14 protein-coding genes and 1 tRNA gene are annotated in these 16,198 nt (G+C 70.5%); 11 read left to right on the forward strand and 4 right to left on the reverse strand.

The genetic code is table 11. From position 1 onward, the window contains the following. Window positions 1–94: 94 nt before the first annotated feature. Window positions 95–361, forward strand: a complete 267-nt coding sequence (locus tag ACYVO7_RS18785; RefSeq protein ID WP_460451346.1) for a hypothetical protein — start codon at window positions 95–97, stop codon at window positions 359–361. A 198-nt stretch (window positions 362–559) separates the two neighbouring features. Here ACYVO7_RS18785 and ACYVO7_RS18790 read toward each other — a convergent pair. Then, window positions 560–633, reverse strand: a tRNA-Gln gene (locus ACYVO7_RS18790). Between the two features lie 960 nt (window positions 634–1,593). Here ACYVO7_RS18790 and ACYVO7_RS18795 point away from each other — a divergent pair. The 8 genes from ACYVO7_RS18795 to hflX all read left to right on the forward strand — a co-directional run bounded on the left by ACYVO7_RS18795 (window position 1,594) and on the right by hflX (window position 12,927). Beyond that, complete coding sequence (locus tag ACYVO7_RS18795; protein ID WP_460451347.1) at window positions 1,594–3,396, forward strand: glycoside hydrolase family 15 protein; 1,803 nt, start codon at window positions 1,594–1,596, stop codon at window positions 3,394–3,396. A gap of 172 nt (window positions 3,397–3,568) precedes the next feature. Continuing rightward, window positions 3,569–5,863 (forward strand): sensor histidine kinase, encoded by a 2,295-nt coding sequence (locus tag ACYVO7_RS18800; RefSeq protein WP_460451348.1) that lies wholly within the window; start codon window positions 3,569–3,571, stop codon window positions 5,861–5,863. Between the two features lie 52 nt (window positions 5,864–5,915). After that, window positions 5,916–7,283 carry a nitrogen assimilation response regulator NtrX gene (gene ntrX, locus ACYVO7_RS18805; protein WP_406858098.1) on the forward strand — a complete coding sequence of 456 codons (1,368 nt, stop codon included), beginning with the start codon at window positions 5,916–5,918 and terminating at the stop codon, window positions 7,281–7,283. Between the two features lie 74 nt (window positions 7,284–7,357). After that, the gene (gene trkA / locus ACYVO7_RS18810) at window positions 7,358–8,734 is read left to right on the forward strand and encodes a Trk system potassium transporter TrkA (protein WP_460451349.1); all 1,377 of its coding nucleotides are present in this window, start codon (window positions 7,358–7,360) and stop codon (window positions 8,732–8,734) included. 7 nt (window positions 8,735–8,741) lie between these two features. Continuing rightward, window positions 8,742–10,166, forward strand: coding sequence for a potassium transporter TrkG (locus tag ACYVO7_RS18815; RefSeq protein ID WP_460451350.1), 1,425 nt, complete (start codon window positions 8,742–8,744; stop codon window positions 10,164–10,166). Between the two features lie 11 nt (window positions 10,167–10,177). Further along, complete coding sequence (locus ACYVO7_RS18820; protein WP_460451351.1) at window positions 10,178–11,059, forward strand: D-amino-acid transaminase; 882 nt, start codon at window positions 10,178–10,180, stop codon at window positions 11,057–11,059. Between the two features lie 169 nt (window positions 11,060–11,228). Then, entirely contained in the window at window positions 11,229–11,492 is a 264-nt protein-coding gene (hfq, locus tag ACYVO7_RS18825; RefSeq protein ID WP_406858593.1) for an RNA chaperone Hfq, read from the forward strand. 31 nt (window positions 11,493–11,523) lie between these two features. Continuing rightward, the gene (gene hflX / locus ACYVO7_RS18830; RefSeq protein WP_460451352.1) at window positions 11,524–12,927 is read left to right on the forward strand and encodes a GTPase HflX; all 1,404 of its coding nucleotides are present in this window, start codon (window positions 11,524–11,526) and stop codon (window positions 12,925–12,927) included. Between the two features lie 12 nt (window positions 12,928–12,939). On the opposite strand, the gene mazG is transcribed toward hflX, so the two are convergent. Beyond that, window positions 12,940–13,800 carry a nucleoside triphosphate pyrophosphohydrolase gene (gene mazG, locus ACYVO7_RS18835; protein WP_460451353.1) on the reverse strand — a complete coding sequence of 287 codons (861 nt, stop codon included), beginning with the start codon at window positions 13,798–13,800 and terminating at the stop codon, window positions 12,940–12,942. A 71-nt stretch (window positions 13,801–13,871) separates the two neighbouring features. Then, window positions 13,872–14,276, reverse strand: a complete 405-nt coding sequence (locus ACYVO7_RS18840; protein ID WP_460451354.1) for a DUF3775 domain-containing protein — start codon at window positions 14,274–14,276, stop codon at window positions 13,872–13,874. A gap of 224 nt (window positions 14,277–14,500) precedes the next feature. Between ACYVO7_RS18840 and ACYVO7_RS18845 the strand changes: the two genes are divergently transcribed. Beyond that, window positions 14,501–14,752 (forward strand): hypothetical protein, encoded by a 252-nt coding sequence (locus ACYVO7_RS18845; RefSeq protein WP_460451355.1) that lies wholly within the window; start codon window positions 14,501–14,503, stop codon window positions 14,750–14,752. A 1-nt stretch (window position 14,753) separates the two neighbouring features. Here ACYVO7_RS18845 and ACYVO7_RS18850 read toward each other — a convergent pair whose 3' ends face one another. Next, complete coding sequence (locus tag ACYVO7_RS18850; RefSeq protein WP_460451356.1) at window positions 14,754–15,173, reverse strand: VOC family protein; 420 nt, start codon at window positions 15,171–15,173, stop codon at window positions 14,754–14,756. A 128-nt stretch (window positions 15,174–15,301) separates the two neighbouring features. Here ACYVO7_RS18850 and ku point away from each other — a divergent pair, with 128 nt between their 5' ends. Beyond that, window positions 15,302–16,189 carry a non-homologous end joining protein Ku gene (ku, locus tag ACYVO7_RS18855; protein ID WP_460451357.1) on the forward strand — a complete coding sequence of 296 codons (888 nt, stop codon included), beginning with the start codon at window positions 15,302–15,304 and terminating at the stop codon, window positions 16,187–16,189. The last annotated feature ends 9 nt before the right edge of the window (window positions 16,190–16,198 follow it).

Below are 16,198 nucleotides of genomic sequence, written 5' to 3' on the forward strand. Positions count from 1 at the left end.
AGCCTCGTTCGAACTGGACCAGCGCATGATCGCGCTGATCTTGGGTGCGACGTGCTGAGGTGATCGCGATACAAAAGTCGAGGGGGCGATTGAAATGCTTCTGCGTGCATTGCGTGAGATCGGCGGGCTCTGCCGTCCTGACGGAACGGTCACCATCGGACTGAATACCGGCCGCCATTCGGGCGCCGTGCAGGTGATGCTTGCGACCGGCCTCCTGGACATCGACGCCGGCGCGCCGGGCGCGGACGGCTTCATCACCTACCGCCTGACCTCTAAGGCCCTTCTCCTGGCCGACATGCGGCCCATGCGCGCCTCCCAGGCCCGCCGGACCGACGCGCGCCGCATGGGCGTGCCCGCTTGACCGGAGCCGCGCCCGGACCGCCCGTCCGGCCACCCGCGCTCCGTTTCCTCTCCCCTCGAGAAAGCTTCGCGAGACCGAGCCCTATCGGCTTGGACGTGATCGGTCCGCAGCGGACGGAATGCGCGCCAGACGACCGGATGCGCCGCGGGGCCGGCAGGCCGCGAGCGCGCGGCCTTGCTGCGACCTGCGTCTGAGATTTGGCTGGGGGACCTGGATTCGAACCAAGATTAACGGAGTCAGAGTCCGCTGTTCTACCGTTGAACTATCCCCCAACGGGCTTTGGCCGGCGCTGCGTGGCGCGGTGGCGAAGCGAGGGGGTGAATAGCGGAGGGGAGGGGGGTTGGCAAGCCCCCCACGCGCGAAACGCCCGGCCCGGACGCCGCGACGGTCGCGCCCTCTGGATCCCTCGTCCTTCGAGACGCATCGCCCAGGGGCGACGCTCCTCAGGATGAGGGGGAGCGAGCGTGAGACCACCCCGTCATCCCCGCCGCTGCGCGCCACCGGGGATGACGCTTGACAGGCGGATAATATTCCTATAACTCTGTCCATGCTCTGATCCACGGAGGGGCGTCTGCAGCGTGAGGACGTGGACCAGGGGCGGCGGCCGCCGAAGGCCGGGCTCACCACCCGGTTCGAGGCGGCGGACGGAAGACAAGGTCCGACCAGCGAAGCGCGAAGGGGCTGAAAGCGCCCCGGGATCTTCCTTTCATCCTTCAAACGTCGCGCGCGGAGCGGCGGGGCCTGGCGGCCTCCCGGCTTCACTTTCTCTACCCCACTCGCCGTGGGGCCCCTAGCGACGCCGCTCCGCGCCGCCCTCCACCTCCGGGCCGAAAGGCCGCGGAGCTGAACGCGCTCCCTTCTCCCCGGCACGGGGAGAAGGTGGCCGAGCGAAGCGAGGTCGGATGAGGGGCCGAAATCCAGCCAAGCCCCACCGCCCCTCACCCCAGCCCTCTCCCCGTTCCGGGGCGAGGGGGCCGGCTGCGGCGCTTCCCAACGGTTCAGCCCACAACCCCCTCACCTTGAGGGGGAGCGGGCGTGACCCGACGTCGACGCCCCGCCGTCATCCCCGGCGCTGCGCGCCGCCGGGGACGACGGAGCGCTTCGCGGGTCGGACAGGGCCGCCCGCCATGGCGCGGAACCGTGCGGGGCGGCGGCCGTTAAGGGCGGGGGCAGGGGCGGGCTCCGCCCCGTGAGGAGGGCGCGCCCTGGTTTCGCGCATCGAAGACTATGCGATGATCGGCGACTGCGAGACCGCCGGCCTGGTGTCGCGCGGCGGCTCGATCGACTGGCTGTGCCTGCCACGCTTCGATTCCGACGCCTGCTTCGCCGCCTTGCTGGGATCCTCGCGCAATGGTCGCTGGCGGCTCTCCTGCGTCGACCCGAAGGCGCGCTGCAGCCGGCGCTATCGCGACGGCACGCTGATCCTGGAGACGCGCGTGGAGACGCCCCAGGGGGCCGCCACGGTGATCGACTTCATGCCGCCGCGCGACCAGCGGGCCGACATCATCCGCATCGTCAGGGGCGAGCGGGGGCGCCTCACCTTCGCGACCGAGCTCGTGGTGCGCTTCGACTACGGGCTGACGATCCCCTGGGTGAACCGCCTCGACGCGCAGACGCTGTCGGCCGTCGCCGGACCGCACCGGATCACGCTGAACACCAGCGCGCCGCTGCACGGGCAGGACATGCGCACCGTCGGCGAGTTCACCGTGGAGGCGGGCCAGAGCGTGCCCTTCGTCCTCACCCACCAGGTCTCGACCGAGCCCCGGGCGCCGCTGAAGGACGTCGAGGCCGAGCTGGCGCGCACCGAGGCCTTCTGGCGCGCCTTCTCGGACCGCTGCCCGGACGTCGGACGCTGGACCGAGACCGTCCGCCGCTCGCTCATCACCCTGAAGGCGCTCACCTACGAGCCCACCGGCGGCATCGTGGCCGCGCCGACGACCTCGCTGCCGGAGAAGATCGGCGGCGGGCGAAACTGGGACTACCGCTATTGCTGGGTGCGGGACGCCTGCTTCACGCTGCAGGCCTTCATGGACGCCGGCTATTTCGAGGAGGCCTCCGCCTGGCGGGACTGGCTGATGCGCTCCATCGCCGGCTCGCCCGCCCAGATGCAGATCATGTACGGCATCGCGGGGGAGCGGCGGCTGCCGGAGTGGCAGGTCCCCTGGCTCGCCGGCCACCGCAAGTCCGCGCCCGTCCGCATCGGCAACGCCGCCGTGGACCAGCGCCAGCTCGACGTCTTCGGGGAGCTCGCCGACGCCCTCGCGGTGGCCAACAAGGGCGGCCTGCCGCCCCATCCCCGCACCCGGGAGTTGCGGCCGGTGCTGATGCGATTCCTGGAGGGCGTCTGGCGCGAGCCGGACGAGGGCATCTGGGAGGTCCGGGGCGGCCGGCGGCACTTCACCCACTCCAAGGTGATGGCCTGGGTGGCGTTCGACCGGGCGGCCAGGAGCGCCGGGAAGAACGGCGAGGCGGCGCTGGCGCGGCGCTGGCGGGCCATCGCGGACGAGATCCACGCGGAGGTCTGCGCCAAGGGCTTCGACGCGGCGCGCAACACCTTCGTGCAGTCCTACGGCTCGACCGCGCTCGACGCGAGCCTCCTGCAGATTCCGCATGTCGGCTTCCTGCCCGCCGCGGATCCGCGCTTCGTCGGCACCGTCGAGGCCATCGAGAAGCGCCTGATGCGCGACGGGCTGGTGATGCGCTACGACCTCGGCGAGACCAGCGACGGGCTGCCCGACGACGAGGGCGCCTTCCTGGCCTGCAGCTTCTGGATGGCCGATTGCCTGCTGATGCTGGGCCGCCGGGACGACGCCGAGCGCCTGTTCGAGCGCCTCGTCGGGCTCGCCAACGACGTCGGCCTGCTGGCCGAGGAGTACGACCATGCGGCCGGCGAAATGGTCGGCAACTTTCCCCAGGCCTTCAGCCATGTCGGCCTGATCAACACGGCGCTGAACCTCGCCCGGGTCCGCGGGCCGGCGCTGGAGAGGGCCGGAAACGGCGCCAATGGCGGCGCAGCGCAGCCGCCGAAGGCCTGAGCCGGCCGAGGCGGGGCGCTGCACGCCGATGCAAGGAAAGGCTGTGGAAAGCCGGCGATTCGTCCTAACGTCCGGCCCGGGGCTTTCCCTGCGCCTCGTTTTCGTCTTCATTGAGCAACAGTGTTGCGCTTAAGCATCACAGAGTCAGGGACGAGTCGCCGAGAGCGGCCGCATGGGGATCGACGCGCGCGCCATGGCAGGGTCCACCGCAACACTCCCGAGCCTCCCGGAAACGCCGGGCGTCGCGCTGCGCGAGGGCTCGCGCTGGTCGCGGCTGATCGGCTCGGTCACGGTCGTGCTGGCGCTCCTGTCGGCGCTGGCCACCTTCGTGGTGCTGGCCGGGCTGGTGCCGGTGCCGGCCACGCACGACGTCGTGCTGCGGCTCTTCACCGTCAACGCGCTGCTCGTCCTCGTCCTGCTCGGCTTCGTCGCCCAGGAGGGCTACCGCCTGATCAAGGCCCGGCGCGCCGGGCTGGCGGCGTCCGGCCTGCACGCCCGCATCGTGGGCCTCTTCGCGCTTGTGGCGGCGCTGCCGGCGATCCTGGTGGCCGTGGTCGGCTGGATCACGCTGGAGCGCGGGCTCGACCTGCAGTTCAGCCGCTATATCCGCGGCCTGCTGGCCACCTCCGTGGACGTCGCCAACGCCTATCGCGAGCTGCAGTGCCGCACCATCGGCCGCGAGATCAACCTGATGGCGGCGGACCTCGCCCGCGCCAAGCCGCTGATGGAGCAGAACCGGGACGCCTATCGCGACTTCATGCGCTCGCGCTCGGTGTTCCTCGGCTTCCCGGTCGCGATGCTGCTGCGCGACGACGCCTCGGTGGTGGAGCGGATCGAGATCAAGCCCATCGAGGGCCTGCCCCTGCCCAGCAAGGACGACATGACGGCGGCGCAGGATTCGGAGGCGTGGTGCCTCATCCCGAACGCCGGCAACGTGTTCCGGGCGGTGCTGAAGGTGCCCGCCATGGACAACACCTTCCTGTTCGTGGCCCGCGCCGTCGATCCCAAGGCCCTGGAGTTCCCGCAGCAGGCCGAGCAGGCCGCCGCCTATTACGAGGCGCTGTCGCAGCGCAAGATCGACGTGCAGGTGGCGTTCGCCAGCATGTACCTGCTCATTTCGCTGATCCTGCTGCTCTCGGCGGTCTGGATGGGGCTGAGCTTCGCCAACCGCTTCGTGGCGCCGATCCGGCGCCTGATCCACGCCACGGACCAGGTCGCCTCGGGCAATTTCTACGTCCAGGTGCCGGCGCGGCGCAGCGAGGGCGACCTCGCCCATCTGGCCGAAACCTTCAACAAGATGACCTCCGAGCTGCGCCAGCAGCATGACCGGCTGACCCAGGCGCGGGACCTGATCGACCGGCGCCGCCGCTTCACCGAGGCGGTGCTGTCGGGCGTCTCGGCGGGCGTGATCAGCATCGACGGCATGGGCCGGATCACGGTGCTGAACCCCTCGGCCGAGCGCCTGCTGCAGGGATCGCGCGACAAGTGGCTGGGCAAGCCTGTCCAGGAGGTCATCCCGGAGCTCGCGCCCGTCGTCGACGAGGCGCTCAGCGAGCGGCTGCGGCTGGTGCAGGGCCAGGTCACCGTGACCTCGAACGGCCAGGACCGCACCCTCACCGTGCGGGTCAGCAGCGAGCAGTCGCCCGACGGCGAGAAGGGCTGGATCATCACGCTGGACGACATCACCGACCTCGTCTCGGCCCAGCGCACCGCCGCCTGGGCGGACGTGGCCCGCCGCATCGCCCACGAGATCAAGAACCCGCTGACGCCCATCCAGCTCTCGGCCGAGCGCATCAAGCGCAAATACGGCCGCGTCATCGTCCAGGATCGCGAGATCTTCGACCAGTGCACCGACACGATCGTGCGCCAGGTCGACGACATCAAGCGCATGGTCGACGAGTTCTCCTCCTTCGCCCGGATGCCGAAGCCCATGGCCGAGGACGAGGACGTGGCCGCCGTGGTGCGCCAGGTGCTCTTCCTGATGCGCGTCGGCCACCCCGACATCACCTTCGAGGAGGATGCGCCGGCAGGTCCGCTCGTCGCCCGGATCGACCGCAGGCTGATCTCCCAGGCCGTCACCAACATCGTGAAGAACGCGACGGAGGCGATCGCCGCCGTGCCGGAGGACGTGCGCGGGCCCGGGCTGGTCAAGGTCGCCGTCAGGGAGGACGGCGGCAACGTCGTCATCACGGTGGCCGAGAACGGCAAGGGCTTCCCGCGCGAGCACCGCCAGCGGCTGCTCGAGCCCTACATGACCACCCGCGAGGGCGGCACCGGGCTCGGCCTCGCCATCGTGGCCAAGATCCTGGAGGACCACGGGGGCGGCATCGAGCTCCTGGACAATCCGGGCGTGCCCATGGGCGGGCTCGTCCGCATGTGGTTCCCCCGCCAGGGTGTGTCGAACGACACGGCGCAGCTCGCCGAATCACGAAGGGATTGGGCCGCGGCCAAGGAGAAGGCGCGATGATCGCTCGCTCGCGGACAATCAAGAACAACAGCCATCAAGGGGAGACCGCGCGATGAGCGCCGACATCCTGATCGTCGACGACGAGACCGACATTCGCGAACTGGTCGCGGGCATCCTGGACGACGAGGGCCACCGCACCCGCACGGCCGCCAATTCCGACGAGGCGCTCGCCGCCATCGAGGCGCGGCGGCCCCATCTCGTGTTCCTGGACATCTGGATCCAGGGCAGCCGCCTCGACGGCCTGCAGCTGCTCGACGTGATCAAGGACCAGCATCCGGACCTCCCGGTGGTGATGATCTCCGGCCACGGCAACATCGAGACCGCCGTCTCGGCCATCAAGCGCGGCGCCTACGACTTCATCGAGAAGCCGTTCAAGGCCGACCGGCTGGTGCTTGTGGCCGAGCGCGCGCTGGAGGCCTCGCGGCTGAAGCGCGAGGTCAAGGAGCTGCGCGTCAAGTCGCAGCAGGGCACGCGCATCGTCGGCAAGTCGCAGACGTCGAACCAGCTGCGCCAGACCATCGAGCGGGTGGCGAGCACCAACGCCCGCGTCATGATCTCCGGCGCGCCGGGGTCCGGCAAGGAGATGGCGGCCCGCGCCATCCACCAGCTGTCGGGACGCGCCAGCGGCCCCTTCGTGGCCATCAACGCCGCCACGATCACGCCCGAGAACATGGAGATCGAGCTCTTCGGCGTCGAAGGCGCGGACGGCAAGGGCCGCAAGGTGGGCGCGCTCGAGGAGGCGCATGGCGGCACCCTCTATCTCGACGAGGTCGCCGACATGCCCCGCGAGACGCAGGGCAAGATCCTGCGGGTGCTGGTCGACCAGAACTTCCAGCGCGTCGGCGGCACCATGCGGGTCCATGTCGACGTGCGGGTGATCTCCTCCACCGCCCGCGACCTCTCCGTCGAGATCGCGGCGGGGCGCTTCCGCGAGGACCTGCTGCATCGGCTCAGCGTCGTGCCGATCCGGGTGCCCAGCCTGGCCGAGCGGCGCGACGACATCCCCGAGCTGATCGCCTATTTCATGGACCAGATCTCGGCCTCCACCGGCCTGCCCAAGCGCACCATCGCGGACGACGCGCTGGCGGTGCTGCAGTCGCATGACTGGCCGGGCAACATCCGGCAGCTGCGCAACAACATCGAGCGGCTGCTGATCCTGGCCGAGGGCGACCCGTCGGCCGAGGTCACGGCCGACCTGCTTCCCTCCGAGGTGGGCGCGCTGGTGCCATCCACGCCGAACGGCGCCGGCGGCGAGCGGCTGATGTCCCTGGCGCTGCGCGAGGCCCGCGAGATCTTCGAGCGCGAATATCTGGTGGCCCAGATCAACCGGTTCGGCGGGAATATCTCGCGCACGGCCGAATTCATCGGCATGGAGCGCTCGGCCCTCCATCGCAAACTGAAGTCGCTCGGCATAGGCTGAGCTTCAGGCGAATCGCGGCAGCCGGACGCCCGGCGCCGGGACGGCGGCGGGACACGGGACGGGGCTGAAGCACGATGAAGGTGGTGATCTGCGGGGCCGGCCAGGTCGGCTTCGGCATCGCCGAGCGTCTCGCGAACGAGCGCAACGACGTGGCCGTCGTCGACCGGGACGAGCGCCTGCTCCAGGCCATGTCGGACCAGCTCGACGTGCGCACCGTGCTGGGCCACGGCTCGCATCCGGACGTGCTGGCCCGGGCCGGGCTCGCCCAGGCCGACATGCTGATCGCGGTCACGCATGTCGACGAGGTCAACATGGTGGCCTGTCAGCTCGCGCATTCGCTGTTCAACGTGCCTTCCAAGGTGGCCCGGGTCCGGGCGCAGGCCTATCTGGCGCCGGAATACGCCTCGCTCTATTCGCGCGACAACCTGCCCATCGACGTGGTGATCTCGCCCGAGATCGAGGTCGGCGAGACGGTGCTGCGGCGCCTGGGCATGCGCGGCGCCATCGAGGCCGTCCCCTTCGCGGATGGCGAGGTCATGTTCCTCGGCGTCCCGTGCGAGGACCAGTGCCCGATCCTCGAGACGCCGCTGCGCCAGCTCACCGGCCTCTTTCCCGACCTGAAATCCGTCGTGGTGGGGGTGCAGAGGGGCGCCGAACTCTCCGTGCCGACCGGCGAGGACAGGCTGCATGCGGGCGACCTCGCCTTCGTGTGCGCCCCCAAGGACCAGGTCGGCCGCACGCTGGCGCTGTTCGGGCGCGAGAACATGCCGCCGCGCCGCATCGTGATCGCCGGCGGCGGGCAGATCGGCCTCTATGTCGCCCAGGAGCTCGAGCGCCGGACCCCGGCCATGTCGGTGACGCTGATCGAGAGCTCGCGCGACCGGGCCCAGCAGATCGCCCAGAGCCTGAAACACGCCATCGTTCTGCATGGCAGCGCTCTCGACCAGGGGATCCTGCGCGAGGCCGACATCGCCAACGCCGACCTGATGATCGCGCTGACCAATGACGACCAGGTCAACGTGCTCTCCTCGGTGATGGCCAAGCGCCTGGGCGCGAATCAGAATCTCTGCCTCGTCAACAACCGCAGCTATCCCCAGTTCGTGCGGGGGCTGGGCATCGACGCCTATCTGGATCCGCGCGCCATCACCATCTCGCGGATCCTCCAGCATGTCCGGCGGGGGCGCATCCGCAACGTCCACGCCTTGCTGGAAGGCGCGGCGGAGGTCATCGAGACGGAGGCGCTGGACAGTTCGCCGCTCATCGGCCGGCCGCTCCGCGAGCTCAGGGAGCTGCGCGGCGTGCGCATCGGCGCGATCATCCGCAACGGCAAGGTGCTGTTCCCGGCCGGGGACCAGCTGATCGTGCCGAACGACCAGGTGGTGCTCTTCGCCCTGCGCAGCACGGAAAAGCAGATCGAGCAGCTCTTCCGCGTCAGTCTCGAATTCTTCTGACCGCCGGATGACCGCCGCGCTCGCCCGGCCTTTCGGGGCCGTCCTCCTGATGCTCGCCGCCGCCATGGCGCCGTCGATCCTGCTCGCGCTGTCGCAGGGCGGGGAGGGTCTCGAGCCCTTCCTGCTCGCCTTTCCGGTCACCGGCCTGGTCGGCGGCGGGCTCTGGCTGTCGGCGCCGTCGCAGCCGGCGGTTCCGCCGCCCGGGATCGGCGTCCTCTTCCTGGCGCTGGTCTGGTTCGCGGTTCCGGCCTTCGCGGCCCTGCCGTTGCTGGAGGCCGCGGGCTCCCTGCTGGACGCCTATGTGGAGGCGATCTCCGCCTTCACCACCACGGGCGCGACGGTGTTTCCCCACCTGTCGGAGCTGTCGAGGCCGGTGATCCTGTGGCGGGCCATGTTGCAGGGCGGGGGCGGGCTGGCCACCATCGTGTTCGCCGCGACCGTGCTGGCGAGCGCGGGGGCGGGCGGTCCCGCCGGGGTCGCCAAGCCGGGCGCGATCGGGCTCTCCGTGCGCCTGTGGACCGCCCTGAGCCAGGCGGCTCCGCTTTATGTGGGAATGACGGCGTTCTGCGTCGCAGCCCTGATGGGCGCGGGGCTGCCCTTCTTCGAGGCGTTGTGCATGGCGCTGGCGACCCTCTCGGCGGGAGGGATGGAGCCACGCGACGGACTCCTGGCCGGCGCGGGGGCGCCGGTGCTGGCGGTCCTGATTCCCTTCATGCTGGCGGGAGCGGCGAGCGCGCCCTGGCTGGCGGCCCTCACCGGCAAGCGGGCCCATGCCCGGCGCGAGGCGCTGGCGCTCGTCGCCATCGTGGGGGCGCTCGGCCTCGGCCTGGCCCTGGCCCTGCGGCTCGGGCGGCCGCCGCTGGCGGGGCCGGGCGTGCTCACCGGGGCGCTCTTCGCCATCGCGTCGCTGGTCTCGACGACAGGCTTCGCCCCTCCGCCTGAGGTCGCGCAGGCCGCGCCGCCGCTGCTCGTGCTCATCCTGGTCCTGGCCGGAGGCGGAGCGGTCTCGGCGGCGGGCGGGCTGAAGCTCTTTCGCATTGGCCTGCTGCTGCAGGCGGTGGGCGAGGAATGCGTCAGGCTCGTCTACCGCAACGTGGTCCTGGCCGTGCCGCAGGGCGGCCTGCAGGCGGATCCGGTCCGCCGGGCGGGCGTGGCCGCCGTGTTCAGCCTGGGCGTCCTGCTCTGGCTTACGGCGACGGCCGTGCTGGCGCTGAGCCATCCGAGCTTCGAGGGGGCGATATCGCTCGCCACCGCGATGCTGACGAACGCCGGCCCGGTCTATGGGCCGGGTTGGCTGTGGAGGCCCGGCTGGCCCGCCTTCGGCGAGCTGGACGGGTTCGACAAGCTCGCCTGCGCGGTCGCCATGGTGGCGGGCCGCCTCGATTTCCTCGCTTTCGTCGCGCTTTTCGACCCCTCGCGCTGGCGCCGCTGAAAGGATCGCCCATGAGCCGCATCGCCTATGTCAACGGCCGCTACGTCCCGCACGGATCGGCCATGGTCCATGTCGAGGACCGCGCCTACCAGTTCGCCGACGGCGTCTATGAGGTCTGCGAGGTGTTCGGCGGGCGCCTCGTCGACGAGACCCGCCATCTCGACCGGCTCGACCGGTCCCTGCGCGAGTTGCGCATCCCGGCCCCGATGGACCGCCGGGCTCTGCTGACGGTGATGCGCGAGACCGTGGCCCGCAACCGCGTCCGCGACGGACTCGTCTATCTCCAGGTCTCGCGCGGGGTCGCCCGCCGCGACCATCCGTTCCCCGACCCGCCGCCGGCGCCGGCCCTCGTCGTCACGGCGAAGTCCCTCGACCCCGCTGCCGGAGAGAAGGCCGCCGCCGCGGGCGTGTCGGTGATCACCGTGCCGGAGACCCGCTGGGCGCGGCCGGACATCAAGTCCGTGTCGCTCCTGCCCAACGTGCTCGCCAAGCAGCAGGCCAAGGAGGCCGGGGCGCGCGAGGCGTGGTTCGTCGACCCGGAGGGTCGCGTGCTGGAGGGATCGTCCACCAACGCCTGGATCGTCACCCATGACGGCAAGGTCATCACCCGCCAGGCCGACACGAACATCCTGCGCGGCGTCACGCGGGCCGCCGTGTCCGACCTGATCGCCCGGCGCAACCTGACGCTGGAGGAGAGGGCCTTCACGGTGGAGGAGGCCAAGGCCGCCGCCGAAGTGTTCATCACCTCCGCTTCCAGCCTGGTGATTCCAGTGGTGAGGATCGACGGCGCCCCCGTGGCCGACGGCCAGCCGGGCCCGGTGGCGACCGCGCTGCGCAGGGGTCTTCACGGCGTGACCGAAATGTCACATGTCGTCACCCCTCCCTTTGTGTGAGGGTGGTGCAGGGCGAAGTTCGTGTTAGCGTGGCGGGGTCGCGAAATTTCGAACGTCTGCCAGCGAGAGATCCGGAACGCGTTCGAGATGTGATTCGCGACGAAACGCACCAGCCGAGAAGCGGACCCGTCCACGCGAGCTGGTGAGCAACAAGAGGGGCTTTGAAACGATGGCTGCGGAGCGGAATCAGAACCTTCAGGACACTTTCCTCAACCACGTTCGCAAGAACAAGGTGCCGCTGACGATATTTCTGGTGAACGGAGTCAAGCTGCAGGGCGTTGTGACCTGGTTCGACAATTTCTGCGTACTCCTGCGTCGGGACGGACATTCGCAGCTCGTCTACAAGCACGCGATCTCGACCATCATGCCGGGGCATCCGGTGTCGCTGTTCGAGCAGGGCGAAGAGGGCGGCCCGATCCCGGGGAAGGAATGATCCTCCCTCTCCATGCCCCTGAAGGACCGAATTGAAGCACAAGCCCGGTGACATCGAGACGCTGACCAAAGGCCCGGCGGAGCCCGAGAAGGAGATCGCCTCCGGCACCCGGACCCTGGTCGTGGGCCCCTATCTGACCTCGCGCCGCGCCAGCAAGACCGCCGCCGCCGAAGACGGCGGCGTGGTCAACCTGCGCATCCCGCAGGCGCGGCTGGAGGAGGCGGCGGGCCTGGCCGCGGCCATCGACCTCCACGTCGTCCAGGCCGTGATCGCCCCGCTGGCCTCGCCCCGGCCCGCGACCTATCTGGGCAAGGGCAAGGTCGAGGAGTTCGCGGGCCTGATCAAGGCGGACGAGATCGACCTCGTCGTGATGGACTGCGCGCTGAGCCCCGTCCAGCAGCGCAACCTGGAGAAGGCCTGGGGCTCCAAGGTCATCGACCGGACGGGCCTGATCCTGGAGATCTTCGGCCGCAGGGCGCGGACCCGCGAGGGCGGCCTGCAGGTGGAGCTGGCGCATCTGGCCTATCAGAAGAGCCGGCTGGTGCGCTCCTGGACCCATCTGGAGCGCCAGCGCGGCGGCTTCGGCTTCCTGGGCGGCCCCGGCGAGACCCAGATCGAGGCGGACCGGCGCGTCATCCTGGAGCGGATGGTCCGCATCGAGAAGGAGCTGGAGAGCGTCAAGCGCACGCGCTCCCTCCACCGGGAGAGCCGGCGCAAGGTTCCCTATCCGGTCGTCGCGCTGGTCGGCTACACCAACGCCGGCAAGTCGACCCTGTTCAATCGCCTGACCTCGGCGGAGGTCCTGGCCGAGAACATGCTCTTCGCGACGCTGGACCCGACCGCCCGCGTGGTGAAGCTGCCGCACGGCGCCCCGGTGATCCTGTCCGACACCGTCGGCTTCATCTCCGACCTGCCGACCATGCTGGTGGCGGCGTTCCGCGCGACGCTGGAGGACGTGATCTCCGCCGACGTGATCCTGCATGTCCGCGACGTCTCGCATGGCGACACCGAGGCCCAGTCGGCCGACGTGATCGCGATCCTGCGCGAGCTCGGCGTCGATCCCGACGACCACAAGCGGCTGATCGAGGTTTGGAACAAGTCCGACCTGCTGGAGCCGGAGGAGCGGGCCAGGCTCCTCGGCGTGGTCGAGCATCGCCCGGCCGAGGGCCAGCCTGTGCTGGTCTCGGCGCTCACGGGCGACGGCATAGACCGGCTGAAGGCCATGATCGAGGGCCGCCTGGCGCATGAGCGGCCGGTGTTCCACATCTCGGTCGACCCGTCCGACGGGGCCGGGCTGCACTGGCTCTACCAGGAGGCCGAAGTGCTCGACCGGCGCGAGGACGCGTCCGGCGCCACCCTGATCGCGGCGCGCATCGCGCCCGAGAAGGAGCCGCGCCTGACGCGCCGCTTCCCCGGAGCGCGGCGGACGCGCTGAAACGGGCGGCGCCTACTCCTCCAGCTTGGCGGCGTTCCAGAGCGCGTCCATTTCGTCCAGCGAGGCCTGCGCCGGCGTGCGCCCACTCGCGGCGAGCTGGCGCTCGATGAAGGCGAAGCGGCGCTCGAACTTGGCGTTCGTGCCGCGCAGGGCCGCCTCGGGATCGGCATCGAGATGGCGCGCCAGGTTGGCGACGGCGAACAGGATGTCGCCGACCTCGTCCGCGACGGCCCGGCGGTCGCCCTGGTCGAGCGCCTGCTCGACCTCGCCGATCTCCTCGCGGATCTTGGCCAGGACCAGGCGCGCGTCGTTCCAGTCGAAGCCGACGGTCGAGGCCTTGGCCTGCAGCTTCACGGCCCGGGTGAGGGCGGGCATGGCGGCCGGAACGCCGGCGAGCAGGCCCGACGGAGGCTCCGGCTCGGGCCGGCCCGCCGCCTCCCGCGCCGCCCGGCGCTCGGCCTTCTCCTGCGCCTTGATCTCGCCCCACAGCCGCTTGACCTCGGCGGGCGCAAGGTCGCGCGCCGCGCCGAAGACGTGCGGATGGCGGCGGATGAGCTTGGTCGTGATCGCCTCGACGACGCCGCCGAAATCGAAGGCGCCGGCCTCCTGGGCCATCCGGGCGTGGAACACGACCTGGAGCAGCAGGTCGCCCAGCTCGTCGCGCAGGTCGACGACGTCGCCGCGCGCGATGGCGTCGGCGACCTCGTAGGCCTCCTCGATGGTGTAGGGAGCGATGGACGCGAAATCCTGCTCCAGGTCCCAGGGGCAGCCCGTTCCGGGCGTCCGCAGGGCGGCCATGATGCGGATCAGCTCGGCGATGTCGCGCGAGGGGCGGGGAGGGCTCTCCGCCCCGGGGACGTCAGGAAGGGTCATGCGGAATCCGGCGGCTCGTGGGAGCGCAGTCTAGCGCCGGCCGAGCCCGCCGTCCCGCCCTGGAGCCCGCCTCAGACGCCCGCTCCACCGTTCTCGTCGACGCAGCTCAGGTCGAACGCGCCGAGGCCTTCGTCCAGGAGGTCGGGGAGGTTGGGGATGCCGAGCAGATAGTCGGAGGTGGGCGTGTCCGTCCGCTCCTTGGCGAGGGCGACGGCCTCGTCCCACTCATCCTTGTCGTAGTCGCCGCGGCCGACCCAGACCAGCGCGACCAGGTTGGCGCGCTCGTCGACGTTGAGCCCGTCCACGAAGGCGCGGATCTCGCCTTCCACGGGATCGCCCGCCGTGGTCTCGAGCACGTCGAAGGAGCGGTCGTCGGTGGGGTTGGAGCCGGAATCCGGGTCCGTCTCGCCCTCCTTCACGTCGAATTGACGGGCCTGTCGGATGAGGGCGCAGACCTTGTCGAGGGCGATGTCCATGGTGACGCCTTCCTGCTGTCGTCGGGGTTCCTGAAGACGTGCCGGACCGGCGAATGGTTGCGCGCGAGGCTGCGTCCGGCGCCGCGGACCGCGCGGGCCGGCGGCCTTCGGCGCCGATGTGCGCGGCCGCACAGCGGCTCTTCACCATCAATGGCAAAAGACCCGCGTCGCGGGAAACTTATCGGCGCTCAAACCGTTTTCCGCGGCAACTGGAGAGACTTGCCGTGCGCGCCCTGCCTTTGATCATGTTTATCGCCCTGACCTCGGCCGTCTCCGCCAAGCCGGCGACGCCTCCCGCGGCCCCGGAGCTCGCCGATGCGGCCAAGCCGGTGAAGATCGGCGCCGTCATGCCGGCCGGCGCGCAGGTGATCGTGCAGCCCAACGGGGCCTACGGCATCGTGATCGAGAACAGCCGCGTCATCGTGGTGGAGCCGAAATCCCGCAAGGTGATCGAGATCCTGGAGAGCGGCACCTGACCTAGCGGTCCTGCGCCCAAAGGCCCGGCGTCGCCAGCTCCAGGAGGTGGCCGTCCGGATCCCTGAAATAGAGACTGCGGCCGCCCCGGGGCCACGACGCCCGGCCCTCGACGGCCACGCCCGCGCGGCCCAGCGCCGCCTCCCACTCCGGAAGGTCCGCGGCGGCGATCGCGAACGCGACGTGGATCGGCCCTGACCCGTCATGAGGCGGGATGACCCCGCCCGGCATGGTAACGGCCTCGGTCGAGGCGCCGCGCCGGAACAGCAGCAAGACGCTGCGGCCGCCGACGTCGAAGGCGCACATGCGCGCGTCCTCGAACAGTAGCTCCATTCCGAGCGTCTCCCGGTAGAAGCTCCGGGCGCGATTGAGATCGTCCACATAGAGGACGGTCTCCAGCACGGATGTGATCGCCGGCGCCATCGTCTCCTCCCGTTCGCTCAGGACAGCGTCGCACGCCGCGGCCCGCATTCAAGCGTGGACGGAACCAGACCCCGGGCCTGACGCTTAATCCGCAGCGCGGCAGACGCGTGGGCAAGAGGATGTCGGGCATGGCGCCGCGGTCGGTCTGGAAGGGTTACCTGAAGCTCTCGCTGGTGAACTGCGCGGTCGCGCTCTACCCGGCCGTGACCGAGGCGAAGTCGGTGCATTTCCACCGGATCAACCGCCAGACCGGCAACCGGCTGCGCATCCACCTCTTCGACGAGGCGACCGGCCAGGAGGTCGAGAAGGAGGACCAGGCCAAGGGCTACGAGATCGCCAAGGGCGAGATGGTGGAGGTGGAGGAGGACGAGCTCGAGCAGGTGCGGCTCGAAGCCACCCACATCATGGAGGTGAACCGCTTCGTCGACCGGCGCGAGGTCGACCCGCTCTATTTCGACAGGCCCTACTATCTGGCGCCCGACGACAAGCCCTCCGAAGAGGCGTTCCTGGTGATCCGCGAGGCGATGGCGCGGCGCAAGCTCGCGGCGCTCTCCACCGTGGTGATGCACCAGCGCGAGCACATCGTGCTGCTCGAGCCGCGGGGCGAGGGCATCATGGCCACGGTCCTGCGCTGGCCCTACGAGGTGCGCAGCGACGCGGACGCCTTCGCCGAAATCCCGAAGGCGCCGAAGATCGACCAGGAATTGCTGGAGGTGGCCGACGCCCTGGTCGAGCGCAAGATGGGCGCGTTCGACCCCTCGGAGTTCCACGACCGCTACGAGGAGGCGCTCACCGCCATGCTGGAGGCCAAGAAGGCCGGCCGCAAGCCGGCCAAGGCGCCGAAGGCGCCCGCCGCGACCAAGCCGGCCGGGATCCTGGACGCGCTGCGCAAGAGCCTGCAGCAGGAGGATCGCCCTGCCGAGCGCCGCGCGGCCAAGCCCAAGGCCGAGCCGAAGCGCCGAGTCGCCAAGCCGCAGGCCGGTCCCGCGCGGCGCGCCGCCGCGACCCGCCGCTGAGCCGGGGAG

The sequence above is a fragment of the Alsobacter sp. SYSU BS001988 genome, from assembly GCF_054796215.1.

What these genes read in the sequence shown, in the direction of transcription:
- ACYVO7_RS18785 (WP_460451346.1), top strand. Translation starts at nt 95, where the DNA reads ATGCTTCTGCGTGCATTGCGTGAGATCGGCGGGCTCTGCCGTCCTGAC.
- ACYVO7_RS18795 (WP_460451347.1), top strand. Translation starts at nt 1,594, where the DNA reads ATGATCGGCGACTGCGAGACCGCCGGCCTGGTGTCGCGCGGCGGCTCG.
- ACYVO7_RS18800 (WP_460451348.1), top strand. Translation starts at nt 3,569, where the DNA reads ATGGGGATCGACGCGCGCGCCATGGCAGGGTCCACCGCAACACTCCCG.
- ntrX (WP_406858098.1), top strand. Translation starts at nt 5,916, where the DNA reads ATGAGCGCCGACATCCTGATCGTCGACGACGAGACCGACATTCGCGAA.
- trkA (WP_460451349.1), top strand. Translation starts at nt 7,358, where the DNA reads ATGAAGGTGGTGATCTGCGGGGCCGGCCAGGTCGGCTTCGGCATCGCC.
- ACYVO7_RS18815 (WP_460451350.1), top strand. Translation starts at nt 8,742, where the DNA reads ATGACCGCCGCGCTCGCCCGGCCTTTCGGGGCCGTCCTCCTGATGCTC.
- ACYVO7_RS18820 (WP_460451351.1), top strand. Translation starts at nt 10,178, where the DNA reads ATGAGCCGCATCGCCTATGTCAACGGCCGCTACGTCCCGCACGGATCG.
- hfq (WP_406858593.1), top strand. Translation starts at nt 11,229, where the DNA reads ATGGCTGCGGAGCGGAATCAGAACCTTCAGGACACTTTCCTCAACCAC.
- mazG (WP_460451353.1), bottom strand. Translation starts at nt 13,800, where the DNA reads ATGACCCTTCCTGACGTCCCCGGGGCGGAGAGCCCTCCCCGCCCCTCG.
- ACYVO7_RS18840 (WP_460451354.1), bottom strand. Translation starts at nt 14,276, where the DNA reads ATGGACATCGCCCTCGACAAGGTCTGCGCCCTCATCCGACAGGCCCGT.
- ACYVO7_RS18850 (WP_460451356.1), bottom strand. Translation starts at nt 15,173, where the DNA reads ATGGCGCCGGCGATCACATCCGTGCTGGAGACCGTCCTCTATGTGGAC.
- ku (WP_460451357.1), top strand. Translation starts at nt 15,302, where the DNA reads ATGGCGCCGCGGTCGGTCTGGAAGGGTTACCTGAAGCTCTCGCTGGTG.